The organism is Achromobacter veterisilvae, assembly GCF_037619525.1.
Lineage (GTDB): Bacteria > Pseudomonadota > Gammaproteobacteria > Burkholderiales > Burkholderiaceae_B > Achromobacter > Achromobacter veterisilvae.
Window position 1 is genome coordinate 5,513,551 of record NZ_CP148753.1, and the last position, 24,363, is coordinate 5,537,913.

The following is a 24,363-nucleotide window of genomic DNA, read 5'->3' on the forward strand; positions in this document are numbered from 1 at the left end:
CGGACCCGCCACGATACGCTACCCCCTGGGCTCCACCCAGACCCTGCCCCGGTGGCAGCGGATGACGTGGCCGGCCTGCTCCACCCGCAGTTGGCGGTCGTGGCCCAGGCTGTGCAGTCCGCGCAGTTGGCGCAGCAGGTCCCGCATGCGGGCGTCGGTGGGCATGCGCGCGCCGTTGCGCTCCAGCCAATGCCGCAGGACGTGCGCCTGCCGCGCCTCGGACAGGCCGCGCCACGCTTGCAGCGAAAAGCTGGCCCCGTCCGCGCCGGGATCGAGCGCCGCGAAATCCTCCCGCGCCACCTCGTCCAGGATTTCGGCCGCCTGCGCCATGTGGCGCGCATGCCGGGCGACGATGGCCCGCCATCCCGGCCAGCGGGCGTCCAGCACCGGCGCCAGCAATTCGCGCAGGGCCGCCCGCGTGTAGCGGGGGTCCGCATTGGTGGGATCCTGCACCGGCCGCCAGCCGCTGGCGTCCCGGACCGCGTCCGCCGCCCGCAGGATCGTTTCGCGATCGAGTTCCAGCCAGGGGCGCACATAGACCACGCCATCGCGCCGCGAAACGGGCGCCATGGCCGCCATGCCCGCGAGCCCCGTGCCGCGCAGCAAGCGCAGGAGCACGGTTTCCGCCTGGTCGTTGCGATGATGCGCCAGCAGCACGTGGGTCGTTCCCTGCGCATGCGCCAGTTGCGCCAGCGCGGCGTAGCGGGCGTCGCGCGCGGCGGCTTCGATGCCCTTGCCCGTCGCCAGCTCGACCTCGACGCGGGCTTCCGACAGCGGCAGCCCCAGAAGGGCCGCCAGCGCGTCCACCTGCCGCCCCCATTCGTCCGCGTCGGCCTGCAGGCCGTGATGCACGTGGAAGAGCGCGACGCCGATGCCAAGCTCGGGCGCCACGGCGGCCGCGTGCACGGCGAGCATGGCCGAATCCGCCCCGCCGCTCACCGCCACGGCGATGCGCGCGGGACGCTCGGGCAGCGCCAGCAGCGCGCGGCGCAAGGCCGCGGCAAGATCGGAAGACAAGGGGAGCGGATGGACCGCGCCCGCCTCGTCCCGATGAGTGGCGTCGGGCGTTTGGCGGGCGGTCATGATGGGAGGGCGCGTGGCGCGTGGCCGCGACGCCGGCTCGGGGCCGGCGCCTGGGGCCGCTTCAGGCGCGCACTTCCTGGTAGGCGCCGTAGGACAGCAGGCGCTGGACGCGCTGTTCCACGAGCTGTTCGGGCGTCATGCCCTGGAGCTGGCGCAAGGCGTCGCCCAGTGCGCGGCGCAGCAGGCGGGCCATGACGCGGGGATCGCGATGGGCGCCGCCCACCGGCTCGTTGACCACGCGGTCCACCAGGCCCAGGTCTTTCAGGCGGGGAGCGATGATGGCCAGCGCCTCGGCGGCGTCCGGGGCCTTGTCGGCGCTGCGCCACAGGATGGACGCGCAGCCTTCCGGCGAGATCACGGCGTAGGTGGCGTATTGCAGCATCAGCACGGCATTGCCGACGGCGATGGCCAGGGCGCCGCCCGAGCCGCCTTCGCCGATGATCGTGCAGATCACCGGCACCTTCAGTTCGGCCATGGCGTACAGGTTGTGGCCGATGGCCTCGGACTGGCCGCGCTCTTCGGCGCCGATGCCGGGGTAGGCGCCCGGGGTGTCCACGAAGGTGAACACGGGGATGCCGAACTTTTCGGCCAGGCGCATCAGGCGCAGCGCCTTGCGGTAGCCCTCGGGACGCGGCATGCCGAAATTGCGGGCGGCGCGTTCCTTGGTGTCGCGGCCCTTCTGGTGGCCGATGACCATGCAGGGCGTGCCGTTGAAGCGCGCCAGGCCGCCGATGATGGACTGGTCGTCGGCGTACATGCGGTCGCCGTGCAGTTCGTGGAAGTCGGTGAACATTTCGCGCACGTAGTCCAGCGTATAGGGACGCTGGGGGTGGCGGGCGACCAGGGCCGTCTGCCAGGGCGTGAGCTTGGCGTAGATCTCCTTGGCCAAGGTCTGGCTCTTCTGCTGCAGACGTCCGATCTCGTCGGAGATGTCCACCGCCGAATCGGCCTGCACGTAGCGCAGCTGCTCGATCTTGTTCTCAAGCTCGGCGAGCGGTTGTTCAAATTCCAGAAATGTATTGCGCATGTAGTGTGGTTCCGTAGATGGGCTGCCTGGCGTGCGTCAGTACTGGACCGGAGTCGGTTCCAGACTGCGCCACAGATACCAGGTCGCCACGGTACGCCAGGGTTGCCACGCCAGCGAGACCTCGCGGGCCTCGAAGCGAGAGACAGGCTCGCCGCTGAAATAGTGTAGCGAGATTGCCTTGAGCAACCCAAGATCATCCAGCGGCAGAACGTCAGGCCGCTGCAGATTGAAAATCAAAAACATCTCCGCCGTCCAGCGCCCGATGCCCCGGATGGCGACCAGCTCGGAAATGACGGCTTCGTCGTCCATCGCCGCCCACTTCTCGGGGTGGACCCGCCGTTCGCCGAAATGCACGGCAAGATCCAGCACGTATTCGGCCTTGCGCTGGGACAGGCCCGCCGCGCGCAGGCCGTCGACGCCGACGCGCAGCACGGCGACGGGCGTGGGGCGCTTGCCCACGGCGTCGATGAACTTGGTCCAGACGGCGTCGGCCGCCTTGGAAGAGATCTGTTGCCCGACGATCGCCCGCGCCAGCGTCACGAAAGGCGTGCCGCGCGAAGTCAGCCAGACCTCCGGGTGCTGGGGGATGATCTTCTTCAGGATGCGGTCGCGCCGCATCAGGTGGGCTACGGCGGCTTCCCAATACTCAGGCTTGGGAATCTCGAGGTCGGCGGTAGGCATGGCGGGCGTATCCTGGGGGCTCAAGCGCGACGCCATTGCGTCAGGCCACCCGGTTTGTCGTCCAGCTCAATGCCGGCCTCGCGCAGTTCCGCGCGGATGCGATCGGCTTCGGAGAAGTCGCGGGCGGCCTTGGCGGCGGCGCGCGCGTCGATCAGGGACTGGATGGCCTCGGGGTCCAGCGCGCGGCGCTCGCCCTGCTCCATCGCGGCCGCCGAATAGCGGGTGGGCGACTGGAAATAGGCCGCAGGATCCTGCTGCAGCAGGCCCAGCAGGGCCGCCAGCGCCTTCATCTGGCCGGCGCTGCGCGCGCTCTTGCCGCGGTTGGCCTCGGAGGCCAGCTCGAACAGCGCCGCCACGGCGCCCGAACTATTGAAGTCGTCGTCCATGGCCGCCTTGAAGGCCTGGGCCTGGGGCTCGTTCCAGTCGATGCCCTGGCTGTCGGCGGGCACGTTCTGCAGCGCCTGGTACAGGCGGTCGAGCGCGTTCTGCGCGTCGATCAGGTTGTCGGGCGTGTAGTTCTGCGGGCTGCGGTAGTGGTTGCGCACAATGAAGAAGCGCACCATTTCCGCTTCGCGCGGATTGACGCGGTAGGCGGCCTGGTCGGCGGCCGGCTCGTCGAGCGCGACGGTCTGGCGGATGGTGCGGAAATTGCCCAGCGACTTGGACATCTTGTCCGAGTCGACCATGAGCGGGCCGCAATGCATCCAGATGTTGGCCAGCGCGCCGCCGAAGGCGCCTTCGGTCTGGGCGATTTCATTTTCGTGGTGCGGGAATTTCAGGTCCGGACCGCCGCCGTGGATGTCCAGCGGCAGCCCCAGGAGGGCCTTGCTCATGGCCGAGCACTCGATGTGCCAGCCCGGGCGGCCCAGGCCGTAGGGCGATTCCCATTTGGTGTCGGCGGGTTCCTCGGCCTTGGCGGACTTCCAGAGCACGAAGTCCAGCGGGTCGCGCTTGGCCGAGCCCACGGCGACGCGCTCGCCGGCGCGCAGGTCGTCCAGCGTCTTGCCGGAGAGCTTGCCGTAGCCGGGAAAGCCGCGGACGGCGTAGTTCACGTCGCCGTCGTCGGCCTGGTAGGCCAGGCCGTTCCGCTCCAGCTTGCCGATGATGTCCAGCATCTCGCCCACGTACTGGGTCGCGCGGGGCTCGCGGTCCGGCGCCTCGACGCCCAGCGCCCGCTCGTCGGCGTGCATGGCCTCGATGTAGAACTCGGTGACTTCGCCGATGCGGCGGCCGGTCTCGACGGCGCGGCGGATGATCTTGTCGTCGATGTCGGTGATGTTGCGCACGTAGTCGACCGCCAGGCCGCTCGCGCGCAGCCAGCGCTGCACCACGTCGAAGGACACCAGCATGCGGGCATGGCCCAGATGGCAGAAGTCGTAGACGGTCATGCCGCACACGTACATGCGCACCTGCCCAGCCTGGGCCGGCTTGAACGGTTCTTTGGTACGCGACAACGTGTTGTAGATTTGCAGCATGGCGCTCTATTCGGCTTCGTCTAAATTTTCCGTGGCGGTTGCGGAAAGTTGCCGCCGAAGGAAAATGCCTTCGGCGCGTGCCGCCGGGGTCGGATTGCGATCCCGCATCAAACCCCTGCCCAGGGCCCCCGACCCTTGCCCCTGCCCCCCGCCATTACCCTACTATCCATCGAGTCATGGCGCGGCCATTTCCGGGACTGTGTTCCTGGCGGCATTGTCGATTGCTTCGTCGATTTTCTCGCCAATACCGCCGACAATACCGCCGGACCTCTTGCCTGATGTCGAGCCAAAACCCAACCGGGGCTAAAATGGTGGTCGTCAAGTATAGCAAGCGGCCCGGTCGCGCGCGTAAGCGATGACCCGCCATGACTTTTAACGGATGACCACGTGACTATCAAGCCGCGCTTTCGCGTCGCCCTGCTCGCCCTGGCCCTGGCGAGCGCGCCGATTGGAGCCTCTCTGGCCCAGTCCATGGCCGGCGGCGCGGGGGAGAACCCCAACGCCAGCCGCACCACCCTGGATCCCATCCCGCCCGAAGGCGGCTGGGAAGGCCTGGCCAATCTGCTGGAAGCCGTCAAGCCCGGCGTCGACACGCGGCTGGCGCCCTCGCCCTCGCAGATCACGACGTACATCGAGCGCCTGCTGAACCGCGGCGACAACGAAGAGGCGCTCGCGCTGATCGAAAAGCGCCAGGCGGAAACCCTGGGCCAGCGGGGCACCGACGTGCAACTGATGTTCCAACACGCGCGGGCGCTGGCCGCCCTGCACCGCACGAACGAAGCCATCGACGTCTACACCGAGATGACCACCCGTTACCCGGAACTTCCGGAACCCTGGAACAATCTGGCGGCTCTATATGCAGGTCGCGGCGAACTCGAAAAGGCGCAGGATTCCCTGCAAATGGCCTTGCGCGCCGACCCGGGCTACGCCGCCGCGCGCGCCAACCTGGGCGACCTGCAGCTCCTGCAGGCCCTGCGCACCTACAAGAAGGCCGCCAGCGACGGCGTGCCGGGCATGCACGACAAAGCCCGCGAAGTCGAAACCATGTTGAAGGATAAACAAGGCAAATGATGTCCCGCTTTTCTCCTCTCCACCTGCTGCGCCTGACGGCGTGCTCGTTCGCGCTGGCCGCATTCGCGCCGGCGCTCGTCAGCGCCGCCCCGGCGGCCGATTCCTCCACCTCCACCTCTGAAGGCACAAAAGCCATGAGCACCAATCCCCGCGTCAAGCTTCAAACGAACCAAGGCGACATGGTCATCACCCTGGACGCCGCCAAGGCGCCCAAGACCGTCGAGAATTTCCTGACCTACGTCAAGGAAGGCTTCTACAACGGCACGGTGTTCCACCGCGTGATCGATGGCTTCATGGTCCAGGGCGGCGGTTTCGAACCCGGCATGAAACAGAAACAGACCCATGCCCCCATCGAGAACGAAGCCAACAACGGCCTGAAGAACGACAAGTACACCCTGGCGATGGCCCGCACCAGCGACCCGCACTCGGCCACGGCGCAGTTCTTCATCAACGTGTCCAACAACGACTTCCTGAACTTCACCGCCCCGACCCCCAACGGCTGGGGCTACGCCGTGTTCGGCACCGTGACCGAAGGCACGGACGTGGTCGACAAGATCAAGGGCGTGAAGACCGGCAACAAGGGCTTTCACCAGAACGTCCCCAACGAGGACGTGATCATCGAGAAGGCCGAAGTTCTTGAATAAGATCAGTCTGCCCGGTCCCATCTGGCTGGCGTCCGACCTGCATTTGGGGCCGGGCACGCCGGCCACTTCGGAGGCCTTCCTGGGCTTTCTGCAGGCGGCGCGCGAAGAAGCCGCCGCCCTGCTGCTGCCGGGCGACATCTTCGATGCCTGGATCGGCGACGACGTGATCCGCGCCGCGCCGCCGTGGCTTGCCACGGCGCTGACGGCGCTGCGGGACACCGCCGCGCGCATCCCCGTGTGGCTCGGCCGCGGCAACCGCGATTTCCTCATCGGCGAAGAACTCGCCAAGGCGCTGGGCGCGCGGCTGCTGCCCGAGCCGGCGCTGCTGGAAACGGATTTCGGTCCGGTCCTGCTGACCCACGGCGACGAATTCTGTACGGACGACGCCGCCTACCAGCAGTTCCGCCAGATGGTCCGCAACCCCCAGTGGCAGGCGGAGTTCCTGGCCAAGACCATCCCGGAGCGGCTGGCGATGGCGCAACAGGCCCGCGGCGAAAGCCAGGCCGCCAACCAGACGAAGTCCATGGAGATCATGGACGTCAACGCCGGCGCCGTCGAAGGGATCTTCCGCGACACCGGCGTGCGCGTCCTGGTGCACGGCCATACGCACCGTCCCGCCCGCCACGTGCTGGAGGTCGACGGCAAGAAGCGCGAACGCTGGGTGCTGCCCGACTGGGACTGCGACCACGTCACCCCGCCGCGCGGCGGCTGGCTGGTCATCGACCGCGACGGTCTTCAGTTCTACGATCTGGAAGCGTAGGATGGGTGGAGCGCGAGAGTTCTTAAGCTAGAACACCGCCCTCCAGCGCGCGAAACCCATGCGGCCGTGGGCAGACTGTTTTTTCCCCGGGGTGTCTGACACCCGAAGAGACAACCTTCGGCTTGCACCAGCGTTTCAGGGGTGTCAGACACCTGCATAGGCAGACAGTGCCCCGCAACGGTCAAAAAAACAGTCTGCCCACGGCCGCATGGGTTTCGCGCGCTGAGCACCGAGGTTCTTGCCTAGGAACTGCCGCGCTCCACCCATCCTACAAGGGCCTCCCATCTCGCGAAGCCCTCAGCGGGTGAAGACCCAGGCCGCGACCACCGCTCCGAAAACGATCCGGTACCAGGCGAAGACGCGGTACGTGTGGTTGGCGACGAAGCGCAGCACGGCGCGCACCACCACCATGGCGCTCAGGAAGGCGGCGATGAAGCCGACCGCGATGCCCGACAGGTCCTGCTGGGTGAGCAGGTCGATGTTCTTGTACATGTCGTAGACGGCCGCGCCCAGCATCGTCGGCATGGCGAGGAAGAACGAGAACTCCGTCGCCGTCTTGCGCTGGATGCCGGCGATCATGCCGCCGATGATGGTCGCCCCCGAACGCGAGGTGCCCGGGATCATGGCCAGGCATTGCGCCACGCCCACGCCCAGCGCCTGCTTCCAGGAAATCTGTTCCAGCGTGCGGGCCGTGGCGCGTTCGTCGGAAGCCGTGTCGTCGGCCGCGCCCGGCTGGTCGCCCGGCGTGTGGTGGGTCTTGCGCTCGACGTACAGCATGATGAGGCCGCCCAGCACCAGCGTCACGACCACCACGCCGGGATGGTAGAAGATGCTCTTGATGGACTTGATGAAAATCGCCCCGATGACGGCCGCCGGCAGGAAGGCGATGATCAGGTTGCGGGTGAAGGCCATCTCGCTGGGCACGCCCGTGAAGGTGCCGCGGACCAGCCGCAGCAGGCGCGCGCGGAAAACCCACATCACCGCCAGGATGGAGCCCAACTGGATCACGACCTCGAAGACCTTGCCCTGGCTGGACTGGAAATTCATCCAGTCGCCCACCAGGATCAGGTGGCCGGTGCTGGACACGGGGATGAACTCCGTCAGGCCCTCGATGACGCCCAGGACGAAAGCTTTGATCAGGTATAGCGCGTTTTCGGTCACGATGCGGAGTCGGTCCAGTTAGTCGTTGGCAAGGGAGGCGTCGTCGGCATGCAGCTCTTGGGGCCGCTTCTCCACGCGCACCAGGGCGATGCGGCGGCCGTCCATTTCCAGGACTTCGAAGCGGAAATGGTCGTGATGGATTTCGTATTCGCAGACGTCGCCCGGCTTGGGCAGATGCCCGAAACGCGACAGCAGGTAGCCCGCCAGGGTGGAGAAGTCCTGGGCTTCGTCGACCAGCCCCTCGGTCTCGAGCACCTGCTCGACGTGGTGCAGGTCGGCGGCGCCGTCGATTTTCCAGGTGTTGTCGCCGTCCGCGACGATGTCGGGCAGTTCGTCCTCGTCGGGGAACTCGCCGGCGATCGCCTCGAAAACGTCGATGGGGGTCACCAGCCCCTCGATCGCGCCGAATTCGTCGGCCACCAGCACCAGTTGGCCGCGCGAGCGCTTGAGCGTGTCCATCAGGCGCAGGATGCCGATGGCCTCGTGCACGATGATGGGGTCGCGCAGGCGGTTGCGGCGCACCCGGCCCTCGGTGATCAGGTCGGCCACCAGGTCCTTGGCGCGGGCGATGCCCAGCACTTCGTCCAGCGAGCCCCGGCAGACGGGGAAGAAGCTGTGCGGCGCCTCGGTCAACTGGCGGCGAATGGTTTCCGGGTCGTCGTCGATGTTGATCCAGGAAACGTCCGTGCGGGGCGTCATGATGGACCGGATGGAACGCTCGGCCAGCGTCAGCACGCCGCTGACCATATTGCGCTCCTCGACCCCGAACGCCGGAATGGCCGGGCCGTCGGCGCTGGGCAGGTCGGGTTCGTCGGCCGGCGGGCGCTTGCCCAGCATGCGCAGGACGGCCGAGGCCGTGCGTTCGCGCATGGGGCGGCGCGCGTCCAGCTTGAGCAGATTGCGGCGCGCCACCTGGTTGAGGGCCTCGATGGCCACCGAAAAGCCGATCGCCGCGTACAGGTAGCCCTTGGGCACCTTGAAGCCGAACGCTTCCGCCAGCAGCGAAAAACCGATCATCAGCAGGAAGCCCAGGCACAGCACCACCACCGTCGGATGGGCGTTGACGAAGCGCGTCAGCGGCTTGGACGCCAGCAGCATGATGCCGATCGCGATGACGACCGCGATCATCATGATGGCCAGGTGGTCCACCATGCCCACGGCCGTGATGACCGAATCCAGCGAGAACACCGCGTCCAGCACCACGATCTGCGTCACGATCACCCAGAAGCTGGCATAGACGCGCGGCCCCGAGGAGCCGCCGTGCTGGGAGCCCTCGAGGCGCTCATGCAGTTCCATGGTGCCCTTGAACAGCAGGAACAGGCCGCCGATCATCAGGATCAGGTCGCGCCCCGAGAATGAGAACGGACCGATGGAAAACAGGGGGGAGGTCAGCGTGACCAGCCATGACATGACCGACAAGAGGCCCAGGCGCATGATGAGCGCCAGGCTCAGGCCCATGATGCGCGCGCGGTCGCGTTGCGCAGGGGGCAGCTTGTCCGCCAGGATGGCGATGAAAATCAGGTTATCGATTCCCAGGACGATCTCAAGGACGACCAGGGTAAGCAAGCCGACCCACGCGGTGGGGTCCAGCAGCCACTCCATCAGGAGCTCCAGAAGTTACACGACCGGTAATCGTACATGGAAAATCCGTGACACGCCGGTGACGGGCCCCTCCGTACGCCCGATGCGCGGGCGGTTTAGCCCGTTGGAACCAGGGCTTTTTTCGCCCTGGACCGCCCCCAGGGCAAAAAAAAACCGGCCCAGGGCCGGCGTCCGCTTGCGGGGACCGATCAGTCGCTCAGCTTGAGCGTGCCCTTCATCATGGCCCAGTGGCCGGGGAACGAGCAGAAGTACGCATAGGCTTCGCCCGGGGTCAGCTTGGATACGTCGAGCGTCACCGAATCCGACTCGCCGCCGCCGATGACCTTGGTGTGCGCGATGACGCGCGCATCGCCCGCCTTCACGTAATCCTGCGCCAGGCCGGCGCCCATGCCGTCCGTGGCCACGCCCTGCTTGTCGGCCTCTTTGGTGAGCACCCAGTTGTGGCCCATGGCGACCTTGGCCATCTTGCCGACATGCTTGAGATGCACGGTGAACTGCTTGCAGCTTTTATCGACGACCATTTCCTTCAGGTTGTACTGCATGGCGTCGTTGCTTTCGATGGTTGCTTCGCATTGAGCGGCCAGCGCGGGCAGGCTGGCTGCGGACAGAACAATGGCTAGGGTGGCTTTTGCCAGCATGGAGACTCTCCGTAAACATGGCGGCCATTCTTCGACTCGCGCGAGGCACATGCCTGCGTCGCTGCCGCCACGCACTAGTCTAGGACGGCGCGCAACCCGCGCTATTGACCGACATCAATGCCGCCCCGTTCAGACGCGGAAAAATCGGGAAATCCCCATGCTTCGTAGGGGTATTGGCGTTATACAAGCGCCGATATTGCGCCCATTGACAAACCGCAATACGAACCCTTCGGCATATTCGTAGGATGCCTGCAAACAATTGCAAACAAGAAGAGTTCGAGCATGGAAGGCAGCACGGCGGCGGGGCTACGGTTCATTCGGTTCATCCAGGCGGCATTTCTAGCCCTGCTGCTATGCGCGTCGGGCGCCGGCATCGCGCAGGCGCAGCGGCTGCCGGACTTCCTGGCCGCCACGCCGATAGGCGAACTCTTTCCCGGCGCCGACCGCGTCGACGCTCCGGCCGGCAAGCCGATGGCCGCGAAGGCCTACGCGGGCGGGCGCCAGGTGGGCGTGGTGTATCTCACCTCCGACGTCGTCAACACGCGCGGGTACTCCAGCAAGCCCATCGACGTGCTGGTGGCCCTGGCGAACGACGGGCGCATCGTCGGCGCCAAGCTCGTCGAACACCATGAGCCCATTGTGCTCATTGGCATTCCGCAAGCCAAGGTGGACCGCTTCATCGGCGGCTACGTCGGCCTGAATTTCGTCGAGTCCCCTCCCCGCCACGGCGCGCCGCCGCCCGTGGACATCATCAGCGGCGCGACCGTCACGCTGATGGTGATCGGCGACAGCATCACGCGTTCGGCCATCGCCGTGGCCCGCGCCTACGGCATCGACAAGACGGCGGCCCCCGCGCAGCAGGCGGCGCCAGCCGCGGCCCGCGTCGTGGACGATACGCAGGACGCGGTCCAATCGTGGCAGGCCCTGCTGGACGCCGGCGCCGTGCGCAATCTGCGCCTGTCGCCCGCTGACGTCGACAAGGCCTTCCGGGACTCCGGCCGGGGCGACGCCGCGGCCAGCGCCGAAGCCAAGTCGGACGACGATACCTTCATCGACCTTTACGCCGCGCTCGTCAGCGTGCCCGCGATCGGCCGCAGCCTGCTGGGCGACACGGAATGGCAGCGCCTGAAGGAAAGGCTCAAGCCCGGCCAGCAGGCCGTGCTGGTGGCGGGCAATGGCGCCTATTCCTTCAAGGGTTCGGGCTACGTGCGCGGCGGCATCTTCGACCGCGTCGAAGTCATCCAGGACGAAAGCAGCTTCCGGTTCAGGGACCGCAACCACCAGCGCCTGGCCGACGTCGCCGCGCAGGGAGCGCCCGCGTTTCGCGAGGTCGCGCTGTTCGTCGTGCCCGACGACGCCGCGCTCGACCCCGTCGCGCCCTGGCGCCTGCAGCTCATGGTGCAGCGCGTGCTCAGCGTCAACGACAAGGCGTTCGTCACCTTCGACCTGACCTATGAACTGCCGCGGGCCTACACGCGGCCCGCGGACGGCGCGCAGCCGCCCGCCGCTTCCGCCGGCAATCCCGCGGCGGCGGCGCAGGCCGCCCCGGCCGACGACCCCGCGCCCGCGCTGTGGAAGCAGATCTGGCGCGGCAAGGCCGGCCAGGTGGCGATACTGACCGTGGCGCTGCTGGTGCTGGTGGGCATCTTCTTCTTCCAGGACCAACTCACCAGCCGCCCGCTGCTGCACGACCGCCTGCGGCTGGCATTCCTGGCGTTCGCGCTGTTCTGGATCGGCTGGTACGGCCAGGCCCAGTTGTCCATCGTGAACGTGCTGACCTTCTTCTCGGCGCTGCGCAGCGACTTCCGCTGGGAATATTTCCTGATGGATCCGCTGGTGTTCATCCTGTGGTGCGCCACGGCGATCTCGATGGTGTTCTGGAACCGCGGCGCGTTCTGCGGATGGCTGTGCCCGTTCGGCGCCCTGCAGGAACTCGCCAACCGCGCCGCCAGGCGCCTGGGAGTGCGCCAGGTGAAGATCGGGCATGGCGTGAACCAGCGCCTGTCTACGCTGAAGTACGTCATCTTCCTGCTGCTGTTCGGCTTCTCGCTGTACGACCTGGGGCTGGCCGAGCAGCTTTCCGAAATCGAACCGTTCAAGACGGCGATCATCCTGCGCTTCGTCCGCTACTGGCCCTTCGTGGCGTTCGCCGTGGCGGTGCTTGCCGCGGGCCTGTTCGTGGAGCGCTTCTTCTGCCGCTACCTCTGTCCGCTCGGAGCGGCCCTGGCCATCCCGGCCCGCTTGCGCATCTTCAATTGGCTGCGCCGCTACCGCGACTGCGGCAATCCCTGTCAACGCTGCAATCTCGAATGCCCGGTGCAGGCCATCGACCCCACCGGCGAGATCAACCCGAACGAATGCATCCAGTGCCTGCATTGCCAGATGCTCTATCACCATGACCAGAAATGTCCGCACCTGATCCAGAAAAGGGCCAAGCGCGAGCGGCGCCGCCCGCCAGCGGAGGAACCGGCCGAACAGGTCGTCGTCATGCACCGCGCGCCGAACCCGAATACCCAACCTGAATCCTGATCCACCCCTTTCTTGCCGCCGGAACACGGGGGCCCATTTCTACACCACGGCGCCCGGCGCCGTCCCTACCAAGGAGTTATCCATGTCCGACAAGAATCCCGACAAGGCCGGCCTCACCCGCCGCAGCTTCCTCGGAACCGCCGCCTTCACGGGCGCCGCTGGCCTGGTGGCGGGCGCGCATATCCCCGCCGCGCACGGCAAGGACGCGAAAGCCGGCGCCAATGGCGTCCTGGGCCACGTCGGGCCCGGCGAGCTGGACGAATACTATGCCTTCAACTCCAGCGGCCAATCGGGCGAAGTGCGCGTGCTGGGCCTGCCGTCCATGCGCGAACTGGTCCGCATCCCGGTCTTCAACCACTGCAGCGCCACCGGCTGGGGCCGCACGAACGAAAGCCGCAAGATCCTGACCGAGGGCCTCACCCCCGAAACCCGCGAATACCTCAAGGACAAGGGCGGCGTCTTCCTGAACGGCGACGCCCACCATCCCCACCTGTCCTTCACCGACCGCACCTACGACGGCCGCTACCTGTTCATCAACGACAAGGCCAACAACCGCGTCGCCCGCATCCGGCTGGACGTGATGAAGACGGACAAGATCACCGAGCTGCCCAACGTGTCGGGCGTGCACGGCCTGCGGCCCCAGCGCTATCCGCGCACCGGCTATGTGTTCGCCAACGGCGAGCACATCTCGCCGCTGCCCAACGACGGCAAGGTGCTCGACGATCCCAAGAAGAACTTCTTCGCCGTCTACACCGCGCTGGACGGCGACACCATGAAGGTCGCCTGGCAGGTGCTGGTCGACGGCAACCTGGACAACGGCGACGCCGACTACCAGGGCAAGTACTCCTTCTCCACCTGCTACAACTCCGAGAAGGGCGTCACGGTGGAGGAGATGTCGGCCAACGAGCAGGACTGGGTCGTCGTGTTCAACCTCAAGCGCATCGAAGAAGCCGTCAAGAAGGGCGACTACAAGATGATGGGCGGCGTGCCCGTGATCGACGGGCGCCATGGATCCAAGTACACCCGCTACATCCCCGTGCCGAACTCGCCGCACGGCTGCAACGCCGCGCCCGACGGCATCCACGTGGTGCTCAACGGCAAGCTTTCGCCCACCGTGACGGTGCTGGACGTGCGCACGCTGGACGACCTGTTCGACGACAAGATCAAGCCGCGCGACTGCGTGGTGGCCGAACCGCAACTGGGCCTGGGCCCGCTGCACACGGCGTTCGACGGCCGCGGCAACGCCTACACCACGCTGTTCATCGACAGCCAGATGGTCAAGTGGAACATCGACCTCGCCAAGCGCGCGTACAAGGGCGAAAAGGTCGACCCGATCATCCAGAAACTGGACGTGCACTACCAGCCCGGCCACAACCACTCCACGATGGGCGAAACCCGCGAGGCCGACGGCAAGTGGCTGGTATCGCTGAACAAGTTCTCCAAGGACCGTTTCCTGAACGTGGGTCCGCTCAAGCCCGAGAACGACCAGCTCATCGACATCTCCGGCGACGAAATGAAGCTGGTGCACGACGGCCCGAGCTTCGCCGAGCCGCATGACATGTGCCTGGTCCACCGCTCCAAGGTCCATCCCCTGAGCGTCTGGAAGCGCGACGACCCCATGTGGGAAGACGCCCGCCAGATGGCCAAGAAGGACGGCGTTGCGCTGGACGACGCCGCCAAGGTCGTGCGCGACGGCAACAAGGTGCACGTGTACATGATGGCGGTCGCGCCGATGTTCAGCCTCAAGAAGTTCGAGGTCAACCAGGGCGACGAGGTCACCGTGGTGGTGACGAACATGGAAGTGATCGAGGACCTGACGCACGGCTTCACCCTCGAAGGCCACGGCATCGCCATGGAGATCGGACCCCAGGCCACGTCGTCGGTCACGTTCACGGCGGACCGCCCGGGCGTGTACTGGTACTACTGCCAGTGGTTCTGCCACGCGCTGCACATGGAAATGTCCGGCCAGATGATCGTCCATCCCAAGAAGGCCGCGTAGCGTCCATGACGTTCATCGCAATGCTGAAGAGCGGCGGCGGGAGGGCCGCCCGCGCCGCGCTGGCGGCCCTCGCCCTGGCGCTGTCCGGCGCCGCGGCGGCGGCCGTCCACGCGGTCGCTCCCGGCGCCGACCTCGCGCAGGCCATCGCGGCCGCGCAGGACGGGGACGTCCTCAGGCTGGCCCCGGGCAGCTACGCCGGCGGCATCGTCATCGACAAGCCGCTGACCCTGGAAGGCCCGGAAGACCGCTCCGCCGTCATCGCCGGCACGCGCCAGGGGCGCACGCTCTGGGTCAAGGCGGCGGACGTGTCGCTGCGCAACCTGACCGTCACCCGCTCCGGCCTGAGCCTGTCCGAGATGGACGCGGGGATCTTCCTGGACCGCACGGCGCATCGCGCGCGGGTAGAAGACAACGACATCCTGGACAACCTCGTGGGCGTCCACGTCTGGGGGCCCGAGGACGCCACGGTGCGCGGCAACCGCATCGTGGGCAACAAGGAACTCAGGGTGGCGGAACGGGGCAACGGCGTCACGCTGTGGAATACCCCGGGCACGCGAGTGCTCGACAACGACATCTCGGCCGGCCGCGACGGCATCTTCGTCAACACCAGCAAGCGCAATACGTTCAGCGGCAACCGCTTCCACGACCTGCGCTACGCCGTGCACTACATGTACACCAACGACAGCGAGATCAGCGGCAACGTCTCGACGCACACCGACGTGGCCTACGCGATCATGTATTCGCACCGGCTGGTGGTCCGCGGCAACGTGGCGCTCGACAGCCGCGAGCAAGGCCTGATGCTGAACTACGCCAACCATTCCCGCATCACGGACAACTCGGTGGACCGCGCCGCGAAATGCGTGTTCATCTACAACGCCAACCGGAACGTCTTCCAGGACAACCAGTTCTCCAACTGCGATATCGGCGTGCATTTCACCGCCGGGTCGGAAGGCAACCAGATCTCCGGCAACGCCTTCATCAACAACCGCAACCAAGTGAAGTACGTCGGCACCCGCACGCTGGACTGGTCGGTCGACGGCCGCGGCAACTACTGGAGCGACAACACCGCCTTCGACCTGGACGGCGACGGCATCGCCGACACCGCCTACCGGCCGAACGACGTGGTCGACCAATTGCTGTGGCGCGCGCCCGCGGCGCGGATCCTGCTCAACAGTCCCGCGATCTCCATCGTGCGCTGGGCGCAATCGCAGTTTCCCGCCATCCTGCCCGGCGGCGTCCTCGACAGCGCCCCGCTCATGCAGCCGCCGCAACGGTCCGGCGGCCGCCCCAAGGAGTCCCCATGAACACCGACCTTGTGACGCTGTCCGGCGTCAGCAAGCACTATGGCGCGCAAGAGGCCATCGACGGCCTGGACCTGCAACTGCGCGAGGGCGAATGCGTCGCGCTGGCCGGCCACAACGGCGCGGGCAAGAGCACGCTGATCAAGCTCATCCTGGGCCTGATCCGCCCCACCCGCGGCCGCGTCGCGCTGTTCGGGCACGACGCCCACAGTCCCGCCGCGGCGCGGATGCGCAACCGGATCGGCTACCTGCCCGAAACGGTCGCGCTGCATCCGTCCATGACCGGCGAGGAAACGCTGGCGTTCTACGCCCGGCTCAAGCGCCAGCCCCTGTCCAACAATGCCGCCCTGCTCGAGAAAGTGGGCATCTCCGGCGCGGCGCGCCGGCGCGTGGGCGGCTATTCCAAGGGCATGCGCCAGCGCCTGGCGCTGGCCCAGGCGCTTCTGGGCCAGCCCCGGGTCCTGCTGTTCGACGAGCCCACGACGGGGCTGGACCCCGCTTCGCGCCTGATGTTCTACGACATCGTCCATGAACTGCGCGCGGCCGGGGCCACCATCCTGCTGAGCACGCACGCCCTGTCCGAACTGGCCGGCCACGCGGACCGCATCGTGGTGATGAAGGCCGGCAGGAAGATCGCGGACGGCGCCATGTCGGCGCTGCGGCGCTCGACCGGCCTGCCCATCCGCATCCGCCTGACCCTGGCGAACGCGGACGCGCCGCCGCCCGGCGCCTGGCGCCGCATCGAGGCGGGCCGATACGAACTGGCCTGCCAGGAACACGACAAGATCGCGGCGATCCGCGGCATCGGCGCCATATCGACCGACATCCACGACCTGGACATCCAGGTGCCGGGGCTGGACGACATCTATGCACATCTGCTTGAACGGGAAGACGTATGAACGCGGTAGCCACCATCATCGGCAAGGAAATCCGCGACGGGATGCGCAACCGCTGGGTGCTCGCGACCGCGCTGCTGCTGGCCGCCCTGGCCCTGGCCCTGGGCCTGCTGGGCAGTTCGCCGACCGGCACGGTCAAGGCCGAACCGCTGACCGTCACCGTGGTCAGCCTGTCGAGCCTGTCGATCTTCCTGGTCCCGCTCATCGCCATGCTGCTCGCCTATGACGCCGTGGTCGGCGAGGTCGACCGCGGCACGATGGCGCTGCTGCTCAGCTATCCGGTATCGCGCTGGCAGGTGCTGGTGGGCAAATTCATCGGGCACCTGGCCATCCTGGCGCTGGCCACGGGCGCGGGCTACGGCTCGGCCGGGCTGGCGCTGCAATGGGCCTACGGCGGCCTGGACGCCAGCGCCTGGCAGCCGTTCGCGCTGCTGATCGGCGCCAGCGTGCTGCTGGGGGCCAGCTTTCTGGCGATGGGCTACCTGATCAGCACACTGGTGCGCGAGCGCGCCACGGCGGCCGGCATCGCCCTGGGCGTCTGGCTGTTCTTCGTCGTGATCTACGACATGGCGCTGCTGGGGGTCCTGGCGGCGGACCAGGGGCGCCACGTCAGCCCCGGCCTGCTGAACGCGCTGCTGCTGCTCAACCCCTCGGACGTGTACCGCCTGCTGAACCTGACGGGCTTCGAGAACATATCGCTGTACGCCGGCATGGCGGGCCTGAGCGACCAGGCCAGCCTGCCGCTGGCCACGCTGATCGCCGCGCTGCTGCTGTGGATCGCCGTTCCCTTCCTGCTGGCGGCGGCGGCCTTCAGGAGGAAACAGCTATGAGACGCCTGCGGCTCATCCTGGCCCTCGCCGCCTTGCTGCTTGCCGCCGCCTGCGGCAGCGGCGGCGCCCCCGAGGCAATCCCCCAGCCCCAGCCCGTGACCGTGGAATCCGTGGGCCACTACTGCGGCATGGCGCTGAACGAACACAACGGTCCCAAGGGACAGCTTTTTCTGACGGGACGCGCGGCGCCCGTCTGGTTCTCGTCCATCAAGCAGGTCTTCGCCTACACCCTGCTGCCCGAAGAACCCAAGACCATCAGCGCCATCTACGTCAACGACATGTCCACCGCCGGCCCGGACGGCGTTCCCGATCCGGCCGCCTGGGTCGAGGCGCGCCAGGCCTTCTACGTCATCGAAGGCGGCTTCATCGGCGGCATGGGCGCCGAAGACGCCATGCCGTTCTCGCGGCGCGCCGACGCCGAGTCCTTCGCCCAGGCCCACGGCGGCCGGGTCGTCCCTTTCGCCGACGTGCCGGAAGCCTATGTCTTCACCCAATAGCCCGGCGCCGCGCGGCTCCCGCCACCTTTGCAAGCCTATCGCCATGAACCCTACCCGCCGCCGCTTCATCGGCATCGCCGCCGCCGCTTCCGCGCTGGCGCTCGCTCCCTACCCCGCGCGCCGCGCCGCCGCATCGATCGCGCCGACCATCTGGCAGGGTGTCGCGCTGGGCGCCGACGCGGAACTGCGCCTGTACCACCCGGACCCGCAGGCGGCGCAGCGCCTGATCGCGCAGTCGCTGCAGGAATTGCATCGGCTGGAAGCCATCTTCAGCCTGTACCGCGACGACAGCGCCCTCTCGCGACTGAACCGCCAGGGATTCCTGGACAATCCGCCGGCCGACCTGCTGCGGCTGCTCAGCGTCGGCCTGCGGTACGGCAGGCTGACCGGCGGCGCCTTCGATCCCACCGTGCAGCCGCTGTGGCAGTTGTACGCGGAGCATTTCTCGCGGCCCGGCGCGGACCGTGAAGGCCCCGCCGCGCCGGCCGTGGCGCAGGCGCTGGCGCGGGTCTCGTACGAAGACGTGGCGCTGGACAGCGACCGCATCGCCTTGCGCCGGCCCGGGATGGGGATCACGCTCAACGGCATCGCGCAGGGCTACATCACCGATCGGATCACCGAACTGCTCAAGCTGGGCGGGCTGGAACGGGCCTTGGTGGACATGGGCGAAATACAAGGCATGGACACCCGGCCGGCGCCGGCCGACTGGGTGGTCGGCCTGGCGGACCCACGGGACCCCAACCGCATGCTCGGCACCGCGCGGCTGCGCAACCAGGCCCTGGCCACCTCCGGCGGCTATGGCACGGCCATCGACGCCGAAGGCCGGTTCACCCATCTTTTCGATCCGCACACGGGCCGCGCGCGGCCGCTGTACCGCAGCGTGTCCGTCATGGCGCCCAACGCCACCATGGCCGACGCGTTGTCCACGGCCTTTTCCTACATGCCGCTGGACGCCACCGAACTCATCGTCCGCGAACATGGGCTGCGCGCCTGGTTCGCGCTGTCCGACGGCGGGCTGGTCATGCAGGATCCGGCTGGCTGAACGTCCGCCGCGCATGAAAAGCAGAACGCCCCCGGTCGGGGGCGTTCTGCTTTTTGCGGTGAAACCGCCCTGCCTCAGGCCGCCGTCGGCGGATTCAGCGCGGACAGCATCTGCGTGAAGATCTTGGGGCTGGCGGCCAGCACGTTGCCGGTATCCATCCAGCCCTGCTCGCCGTCGAAATCGGAGACCAACCCGCCGGCTTCCAGCACCATCAGGCTGCCCGCCGCCAGGTCCCAGGGCTTCAGGCCCACGCCGCAGAAGCCGTCCAGGCGGCCGCAGGCCACGTAGGCCAGGTCCAGCACCGTGGCGCCCAGGCGGCGCACGCCCGTGCTGCCTTCGGCCATCTGGCGAAAACGCGCGGAACCCTGCTCCAGGTCGCCGGAATTGGGCCAGTGCGCGCCCAGCAGCGCGTCATGGTAGCGGGTGCGGCCCGACACGCGCACGCGGCGGTCGTTCAGGAAGGTGCCGCTGCCGCGGCTCGCGGTGAACAGTTCGTTGCGCGACGGATCGTAGATGACCGCCTGCGTGACCTGGCCGCGCTGCGTCAGCGCGATGGACACGGCGTAGTTGGGCAGCCCGTGGATGAAGTTCGTGGTGCCGTCCAGGGGATCGATGATCCACTGGAATTCGGCCTGGTCGGGACCTTGCAGGCCGAATTCCTCGCCCAGGACGGCGTGGTCCGGGTAGGCGGCGCGCAGCGTCTCGACGATGGACTCCTCGGCGGCACGGTCGACTTCCGTGACATAATCCCGCGGTCCCTTGCGAGCCACGCTGAGTCGTTCCAAATCCATGCTGGCACGGTTGATAATGGTGCCGGCACGCCGGGCCGCCTTGATGGCGATGTTGAGCATCGGGTGCATAAAATTCCGTACGAATGCGATGAGTTGGCTTGATGATAGGCCGCTTGCCGCGCCCCGGGGCCGCCCTTGCCCCAACCGGGGAAATCGACCCAAAAAACCAGGAAGGCACTAAGCCAAACGTGCCATTTTAAATGACTCAAGCATTTTCACGCGTTCGCTTCATTATGGTGAACCCCAGCCACCCCGGAAACGTGGGTTCGGCCGCCCGCGCGATCAAGACGATGGGCTTTTCCGAACTGGTGCTGGTGGAACCCAAGTTTCCGGATGTAACCAGCCAGCCCGAGGCCGTGGCGCTCGCCAGCGGCGCGCTGGACGTGCTGGAAGGCGCCCGGGTCCATGGATCCCTCGAAGAAGCGCTGGGGCCCGTGACGCTGGCTTTCGCGCTGACCGCCAGGGTGCGCGACCTGGGCCCCCCGCCCTGCGACATCCGGCAGGCGGCGGAACTGGCCCGCGGCCACCTGGCGGACACCGCCGAAGGCGTCGCCGCCATCGTGCTGGGCACCGAGCGCGCCGGGCTCACCAACGCCCAGATCGCGCTGTGCCACCGCATCTGCCACATTCCCGCGAATCCCGAATACAGCTCGCTGAACGTGGCCCAGGCCCTGCAATTGGCGGCCTGGGAGCTGCGCTACGCGCTGCTGGTGGCCGAAGGGGCTCCGCTCCTGCCCGCCTCGACCGCGCAGGAGTCCCCGCGCGGGGCCGAGCCGGCCTCCAGCGCGGCGGTGCAGGCCTTCCTGGCGCACTGGGAGGAAGCGCTCGTCGGCGTCCAGTTCCTGGATCCCGCCCACCCCAAGAAGCTCATGCCCCGCATGCGCCACCTGTTCTCGCGGCTGGCCCTGACCCGCGACGAGGTGGACATGATGCGCGGGGTGTGCACCGCGATGCTGAAGAAAAAATGAGGGGTCCGGCGCTGAGCACGCTGCGCGGAGAGCGGGGCTTTGCTTGATACAAGGTGCCTGACACCCGGGAGCATTGGTTTCAGTCTGGACGAGCGTCTCGTACGGGTGTCAGACACTTGTGCGATCCGGTGTCCGACCCCGGCGGGGCTTTGCTTGAGGCAAGGTGTCTGACACCCGTACGAGAAGCCTGTCCAAGCTGACGCCGGTGTTCCCGGGTGTCTGACACCGGGCTCGATCCCTGGGCCGTCGGCCGCGCGGGCGGCCTTTTGAGGCTTACATGGTGTCTTGCGGTTTCAAACCGAACGGGGGTGTCTGACACCCGGGAGCACTGATTTCAGTCCGGACGAGCGTCTCGTACGGGTGTCAGACACTTGTGCAGAGACACTTGCGCAGGAGCTTCTCGTACAGGTGTCAGACACAAAAAAATAGGGACGGGCATCAGCCCGTCCCCACGCATCGGTCTCCGGGCGGCAGGCCGCCCGGGACGCGAAGATCAGTCTACTTTGGCGCCCGAGGCCTTGACCACCGGTGCCCAGCCTTCCACTTCCGACTTGATGAACTGGCCGAATTCGGCCGGCGTCGTCTTCACGCCGACGGCGCCCAGCTTCTCGAAGCTGAGTTGCACGTCCGGCTTGTCCAGCGCCTTGACCATGGCCGCGTTGAGCGTGTTCACGATCTCGGGCGGCGTGCCGGCCGGCGCGATCAGGCCGAACCACGACGACACGTCGAAGTTGGCGAAGCCCGCTTCCTTCATCGTGGGCACGTCCGGAGCGCTCTTGGAGCGTTCGGTGGTCGTCACGGCCAGGGCGCGCAGCTTGCCCGATTGCACGTGCGGCCAGGACGAAGGCATGTTGTCGAACATGAACTGCACCTGTCCGCCGATCAGGTCGGTCACGGCCGGCGCGCTGCCCTTGTACGGGACATGCAGCACGTCGATGCCGGCCTGCATCTTGAACAGTTCACCCGCCATGTGGATGGAGGTGCCGCTGCCCGACGAGGCGAACGCCAGCTTGCCGGGGTTCTTCTTCGCGTAGTCCACCAGTTCCTGCACCGACTTCACGGGCACCTCGGGGTTCACCACCAGGATGTTCGGCACCTTGGCGCCCAGCGCCACCGGCGTGAAATCCTTGGTCAGGTCGAAATTGACGTTCTTGTACAGCGTCTGGTTGATGGCGCTGGTCACGGCCACGAACAGCAGCGTGTAGCCGTCGGGATCGGCGCGCTTCACCTGGTCGGTGGCGATGTTGCTGCCGGCGCCCGGCTTGTTCTCGACCACGAACGACTGGCCGAGGCTCTCGGTCAGTTCCTTGGCCATGATGCGGGCGATCACGTCGGTGGTGCCGCCGGCGGAAAAGCCGACCACGATGCGTACGGGCTTGTCAGGGTAGGCGGCATGGGCGGAGCCCATGGCGAATGCGCTTGCGGCGGTAGCCAGAAGGGTGGCGGCGAAACGCCGCAGGCCAGGCTTTTGACCTGTAGTCATAGTGTCTCCGTGCAGGTACTGTCCACGAAATGGACGATTCGAATTATTGGATGACGCATTTTGATCTATACACCGGCACCGCATCAAGGTAGAGTCCACGGTACGGACAATGGTTTTCCCTTGACCGTTCCGGAATAACCCCTAGTTTTCAGAGATTTACATGCAAGACAGCGACGCCGCGGCCGCAGGCCCACGCACATTGCGGCGCGGACTGGCCGTCCTGGCCGCCCTGCGGGACCAGGGGCCCGACGGCCTCAGCGTGACCGATATCGCGCGCCTGACGGGCATCCAGCGCCCCACCATCTATCGCCTCCTGGCCGCCCTGCTCGACGCCGGCCTGGTGCTTCCCGTGGCCGGCACCAAGAAGTACCGCGCCCAACTGGCGGTGGACCCGGACACGCGCTCGCGCGATCCGCGCGTGCGCCAGTTGCTGCCGGTGCTGCGGCGCCTGGCCGACCGCACCGGCGACGCGGTATTCCTGGTGGTGCGCGACGATGACGACTCGATCAGCCTGCATCGCGAGATCGGCAGCTACCCCGTGCAGATCCTGGCCACCTACGCGGGCAAGCGGCAACCGCTGGGCGTGGGCTCGGGCGGCATGGCCTTGCTGGCCGCGCTGCCCGACGACGTGGCGCGCGGCATCGTCGAACGCAATTCCGGCAGGCTGGACGAATACGGCGGCATGACGCCCCAGGAAATGTACCGCCTCATCGACAATACCCGCGCCCGCGGCTACTCCGTGGTCGGCAACCATGCGGTGCGGGGCGCGCTGGGCGTGGGCTGCGCGCTGCTGGACGCCCAGGGCGCGCCGCTGCTGGCGGTCAGCGTCACGGCCATCATCGACCGCATGCCGGCCCAGCGCCAGCGCGAGATCGCCGGCTGGATCAAGGCCGAATTGGCGCGCCTGGCCGTACAGGCCTGACGCTCACTGCCTGCCCGCTTGCGCGAGCCCCCCTCGTTTCCCGGAGAGAACGCCGTCGTTCACGGCCGCAAAAAAAAAGGGGCGCCCGCGCGCCCGTTTCCGTTCCCGCCGGGATGAAGTCCGCGCTCAGGCGGCCGCCCCCGTCTTCGGGTTCTGGATTTCGCGCAGCGGGATCGGCGGCCGGAAGCCGGAGGCCTCGAGTTCGCTGCGGATCTGCTGGTAGAGGCCCCAGCGCAGGTCCCAGTACTTGCTCGCCTCGGCCCACACGCGCACGTTCACGATGACGCCGTTTTCCTTGTAGTCGAACACCTTTACCTGAGGCTCGGGATTCTTCAGCGCGTCCGGACGGGTGTCCACCAGCGCCTTCAGCTTGGCCAGCACCGCGTCCAGGTCGTCGCCGTAGCGCACCGGCACCGGGATATCCAGGCGGCGCGTCTTGTTGCGGCTGTAGTTGATGATGGTGGCGTTCCACACCGTGCTGTTGGGCAGGGTGACGTGAATGCCGTCCACCTGGACCAGGCGGGTCAGGAAGAGACCGACCTCTTCCACCGTGCCGTCCGAACCCGAACTCAGCGCCACGTACTCGCCGGCGCGTATCGGACGCAGGATCAGCAGCATGATGCCGGCCGCGATGTTCTGCAGGGTGCCTTGCAGGGCCAGGCCCACGGCCAGGCCGGCGGCGCCCAGCACGGCGATCAGGCTGGCCGTCTGGACGCCGAAGCGCGCCAGCACCGCGATCACCGTGAAGATGCGCACCGTCCAGACGACGGTGCTGTAGAACATGGGGACGATCGTGGGGTCGATCTTGCTGGACCGCGACGCGGCCCGGCGCACCCAGCGCCCCAGCAGGGACGACACCCACCAGCCGATGACGAGGATCAGCAGGGCGACGAGCAGATTGGCGCCCAGGTCCACCAGCCTGGGAGCCCAGGCGCTAAATTCTTTCAAGGCTTCTTCCATGGA

22 protein-coding genes are annotated in these 24,363 nt (G+C 67.3%); 12 read left to right on the forward strand and 10 right to left on the reverse strand.

Going from position 1 to position 24,363, the window contains the following annotated elements; translation table 11 throughout:
- Window positions 1-18: 18 nt before the first annotated feature.
- The 4 genes from tilS to cysS form a co-directional block, all read right to left on the reverse strand.
- Window positions 19-993, reverse strand: a complete 975-nt coding sequence (tilS, locus tag WHX56_RS25570) for a tRNA lysidine(34) synthetase TilS (protein ID WP_422393674.1) — start codon at window positions 991-993, stop codon at window positions 19-21.
- A 151-nt stretch (window positions 994-1,144) separates the two neighbouring features.
- Window positions 1,145-2,110 carry an acetyl-CoA carboxylase carboxyltransferase subunit alpha gene (locus tag WHX56_RS25575; RefSeq protein WP_006225512.1) on the reverse strand — a complete coding sequence of 322 codons (966 nt, stop codon included), beginning with the start codon at window positions 2,108-2,110 and terminating at the stop codon, window positions 1,145-1,147.
- Between the two features lie 36 nt (window positions 2,111-2,146).
- On the reverse strand, window positions 2,147-2,791 hold the full coding sequence (locus WHX56_RS25580; protein WP_129245216.1) for a DNA-3-methyladenine glycosylase family protein: 645 nt from the start codon (window positions 2,789-2,791) through the stop codon (window positions 2,147-2,149).
- Window positions 2,792-2,811: 20 nt separating this feature from the next.
- Complete coding sequence (gene cysS / locus WHX56_RS25585; RefSeq protein WP_338879345.1) at window positions 2,812-4,266, reverse strand: cysteine--tRNA ligase; 1,455 nt, start codon at window positions 4,264-4,266, stop codon at window positions 2,812-2,814.
- 387 nt (window positions 4,267-4,653) lie between these two features.
- Between cysS and WHX56_RS25590 the strand changes: the two genes are divergently transcribed.
- The 3 genes from WHX56_RS25590 (at window position 4,654) to WHX56_RS25600 (ending at window position 6,741) form a co-directional block, all read left to right on the forward strand.
- Window positions 4,654-5,337, forward strand: coding sequence for a tetratricopeptide repeat protein (locus WHX56_RS25590; protein ID WP_338879346.1), 684 nt, complete (start codon window positions 4,654-4,656; stop codon window positions 5,335-5,337).
- A 134-nt stretch (window positions 5,338-5,471) separates the two neighbouring features.
- Window positions 5,472-5,981 carry a peptidylprolyl isomerase gene (locus WHX56_RS25595; protein ID WP_088141682.1) on the forward strand — a complete coding sequence of 170 codons (510 nt, stop codon included), beginning with the start codon at window positions 5,472-5,474 and terminating at the stop codon, window positions 5,979-5,981.
- Window positions 5,974-6,741: a UDP-2,3-diacylglucosamine diphosphatase gene (locus tag WHX56_RS25600; RefSeq protein WP_338879347.1), complete on the forward strand. Its 768-nt coding sequence runs from the start codon at window positions 5,974-5,976 to the stop codon at window positions 6,739-6,741. Before WHX56_RS25595 ends, WHX56_RS25600 begins: the two co-directional genes overlap by 8 nt.
- A gap of 297 nt (window positions 6,742-7,038) precedes the next feature.
- Here WHX56_RS25600 and WHX56_RS25605 read toward each other — a convergent pair whose 3' ends face one another.
- From WHX56_RS25605 to azu, 3 genes are all read right to left on the reverse strand, one after another.
- Window positions 7,039-7,902 carry an undecaprenyl-diphosphate phosphatase gene (locus tag WHX56_RS25605; protein WP_129245224.1) on the reverse strand — a complete coding sequence of 288 codons (864 nt, stop codon included), beginning with the start codon at window positions 7,900-7,902 and terminating at the stop codon, window positions 7,039-7,041.
- A gap of 18 nt (window positions 7,903-7,920) precedes the next feature.
- Window positions 7,921-9,504, reverse strand: coding sequence for a TerC family protein (locus WHX56_RS25610; protein WP_287751972.1), 1,584 nt, complete (start codon window positions 9,502-9,504; stop codon window positions 7,921-7,923).
- Window positions 9,505-9,692: 188 nt separating this feature from the next.
- Window positions 9,693-10,142 carry an azurin gene (gene azu, locus WHX56_RS25615; protein ID WP_129245228.1) on the reverse strand — a complete coding sequence of 150 codons (450 nt, stop codon included), beginning with the start codon at window positions 10,140-10,142 and terminating at the stop codon, window positions 9,693-9,695.
- A gap of 282 nt (window positions 10,143-10,424) precedes the next feature.
- Here azu and WHX56_RS25620 point away from each other — a divergent pair, with 282 nt between their 5' ends.
- The 7 genes from WHX56_RS25620 to WHX56_RS25650 all read left to right on the forward strand — a co-directional run bounded on the left by WHX56_RS25620 (window position 10,425) and on the right by WHX56_RS25650 (window position 19,236).
- Window positions 10,425-12,671, forward strand: coding sequence for a 4Fe-4S binding protein (locus tag WHX56_RS25620; protein WP_338879348.1), 2,247 nt, complete (start codon window positions 10,425-10,427; stop codon window positions 12,669-12,671).
- An 82-nt stretch (window positions 12,672-12,753) separates the two neighbouring features.
- On the forward strand, window positions 12,754-14,670 hold the full coding sequence (gene nosZ, locus WHX56_RS25625; protein ID WP_129245232.1) for a TAT-dependent nitrous-oxide reductase: 1,917 nt from the start codon (window positions 12,754-12,756) through the stop codon (window positions 14,668-14,670).
- A gap of 5 nt (window positions 14,671-14,675) precedes the next feature.
- Window positions 14,676-15,974, forward strand: a complete 1,299-nt coding sequence (locus WHX56_RS25630) for a nitrous oxide reductase family maturation protein NosD (RefSeq protein ID WP_287751975.1) — start codon at window positions 14,676-14,678, stop codon at window positions 15,972-15,974.
- Window positions 15,971-16,870 carry an ABC transporter ATP-binding protein gene (locus tag WHX56_RS25635; RefSeq protein WP_287751976.1) on the forward strand — a complete coding sequence of 300 codons (900 nt, stop codon included), beginning with the start codon at window positions 15,971-15,973 and terminating at the stop codon, window positions 16,868-16,870. Before WHX56_RS25630 ends, WHX56_RS25635 begins: the two co-directional genes overlap by 4 nt.
- On the forward strand, window positions 16,867-17,697 hold the full coding sequence (locus WHX56_RS25640) for an ABC transporter permease (protein ID WP_338879349.1): 831 nt from the start codon (window positions 16,867-16,869) through the stop codon (window positions 17,695-17,697). The genes WHX56_RS25635 and WHX56_RS25640 overlap by 4 nt, the downstream gene beginning before the upstream one ends.
- Complete coding sequence (locus tag WHX56_RS25645; protein WP_338879350.1) at window positions 17,694-18,194, forward strand: nitrous oxide reductase accessory protein NosL; 501 nt, start codon at window positions 17,694-17,696, stop codon at window positions 18,192-18,194. Before WHX56_RS25640 ends, WHX56_RS25645 begins: the two co-directional genes overlap by 4 nt.
- 43 nt (window positions 18,195-18,237) lie before the next feature.
- Window positions 18,238-19,236, forward strand: coding sequence for an FAD:protein FMN transferase (locus WHX56_RS25650; RefSeq protein WP_338879351.1), 999 nt, complete (start codon window positions 18,238-18,240; stop codon window positions 19,234-19,236).
- Between the two features lie 74 nt (window positions 19,237-19,310).
- Here the strand turns inward: WHX56_RS25650 and WHX56_RS25655 are convergent, their stop codons facing one another.
- Window positions 19,311-20,096, reverse strand: a complete 786-nt coding sequence (locus WHX56_RS25655; RefSeq protein WP_129244656.1) for an inositol monophosphatase family protein — start codon at window positions 20,094-20,096, stop codon at window positions 19,311-19,313.
- Between the two features lie 131 nt (window positions 20,097-20,227).
- Between WHX56_RS25655 and WHX56_RS25660 the strand changes: the two genes are divergently transcribed.
- Window positions 20,228-20,995 (forward strand): RNA methyltransferase, encoded by a 768-nt coding sequence (locus tag WHX56_RS25660; RefSeq protein ID WP_129244654.1) that lies wholly within the window; start codon window positions 20,228-20,230, stop codon window positions 20,993-20,995.
- A 493-nt stretch (window positions 20,996-21,488) separates the two neighbouring features.
- Here the strand turns inward: WHX56_RS25660 and WHX56_RS25665 are convergent, their stop codons facing one another.
- Entirely contained in the window at window positions 21,489-22,478 is a 990-nt protein-coding gene (locus tag WHX56_RS25665; protein WP_338879352.1) for a tripartite tricarboxylate transporter substrate binding protein, read from the reverse strand.
- Between the two features lie 160 nt (window positions 22,479-22,638).
- On the opposite strand from WHX56_RS25665, the gene WHX56_RS25670 reads away from it, so the two are divergent.
- Window positions 22,639-23,400, forward strand: coding sequence for an IclR family transcriptional regulator (locus WHX56_RS25670; protein ID WP_043547310.1), 762 nt, complete (start codon window positions 22,639-22,641; stop codon window positions 23,398-23,400).
- A 126-nt stretch (window positions 23,401-23,526) separates the two neighbouring features.
- On the opposite strand, the gene WHX56_RS25675 is transcribed toward WHX56_RS25670, so the two are convergent.
- Window positions 23,527-24,360 carry a mechanosensitive ion channel family protein gene (locus WHX56_RS25675; RefSeq protein ID WP_338879353.1) on the reverse strand — a complete coding sequence of 278 codons (834 nt, stop codon included), beginning with the start codon at window positions 24,358-24,360 and terminating at the stop codon, window positions 23,527-23,529.
- Window positions 24,361-24,363 lie beyond the last annotated feature (3 nt).

Excerpts from the sequence above, each read along its gene's own strand:
- nosZ (WP_129245232.1), top strand. The coding sequence starts at position 12,754 with ATGTCCGACAAGAATCCCGACAAGGCCGGCCTCACCCGCCGCAGCTTC.
- cysS (WP_338879345.1), bottom strand. The coding sequence starts at position 4,266 with ATGCTGCAAATCTACAACACGTTGTCGCGTACCAAAGAACCGTTCAAG.
- WHX56_RS25630 (WP_287751975.1), top strand. The coding sequence starts at position 14,676 with ATGACGTTCATCGCAATGCTGAAGAGCGGCGGCGGGAGGGCCGCCCGC.
- WHX56_RS25655 (WP_129244656.1), bottom strand. The coding sequence starts at position 20,096 with ATGCACCCGATGCTCAACATCGCCATCAAGGCGGCCCGGCGTGCCGGC.
- WHX56_RS25660 (WP_129244654.1), top strand. The coding sequence starts at position 20,228 with ATGACTCAAGCATTTTCACGCGTTCGCTTCATTATGGTGAACCCCAGC.
- WHX56_RS25580 (WP_129245216.1), bottom strand. The coding sequence starts at position 2,791 with ATGCCTACCGCCGACCTCGAGATTCCCAAGCCTGAGTATTGGGAAGCC.
- WHX56_RS25635 (WP_287751976.1), top strand. The coding sequence starts at position 15,971 with ATGAACACCGACCTTGTGACGCTGTCCGGCGTCAGCAAGCACTATGGC.
- WHX56_RS25670 (WP_043547310.1), top strand. The coding sequence starts at position 22,639 with ATGCAAGACAGCGACGCCGCGGCCGCAGGCCCACGCACATTGCGGCGC.
- WHX56_RS25575 (WP_006225512.1), bottom strand. The coding sequence starts at position 2,110 with ATGCGCAATACATTTCTGGAATTTGAACAACCGCTCGCCGAGCTTGAG.
- WHX56_RS25645 (WP_338879350.1), top strand. The coding sequence starts at position 17,694 with ATGAGACGCCTGCGGCTCATCCTGGCCCTCGCCGCCTTGCTGCTTGCC.
- WHX56_RS25650 (WP_338879351.1), top strand. The coding sequence starts at position 18,238 with ATGAACCCTACCCGCCGCCGCTTCATCGGCATCGCCGCCGCCGCTTCC.
- azu (WP_129245228.1), bottom strand. The coding sequence starts at position 10,142 with ATGCTGGCAAAAGCCACCCTAGCCATTGTTCTGTCCGCAGCCAGCCTG.
- WHX56_RS25610 (WP_287751972.1), bottom strand. The coding sequence starts at position 9,504 with ATGGAGTGGCTGCTGGACCCCACCGCGTGGGTCGGCTTGCTTACCCTG.
- WHX56_RS25640 (WP_338879349.1), top strand. The coding sequence starts at position 16,867 with ATGAACGCGGTAGCCACCATCATCGGCAAGGAAATCCGCGACGGGATG.
- WHX56_RS25675 (WP_338879353.1), bottom strand. The coding sequence starts at position 24,360 with ATGGAAGAAGCCTTGAAAGAATTTAGCGCCTGGGCTCCCAGGCTGGTG.
- WHX56_RS25620 (WP_338879348.1), top strand. The coding sequence starts at position 10,425 with ATGGAAGGCAGCACGGCGGCGGGGCTACGGTTCATTCGGTTCATCCAG.
- WHX56_RS25665 (WP_338879352.1), bottom strand. The coding sequence starts at position 22,478 with ATGACTACAGGTCAAAAGCCTGGCCTGCGGCGTTTCGCCGCCACCCTT.
- WHX56_RS25595 (WP_088141682.1), top strand. The coding sequence starts at position 5,472 with ATGAGCACCAATCCCCGCGTCAAGCTTCAAACGAACCAAGGCGACATG.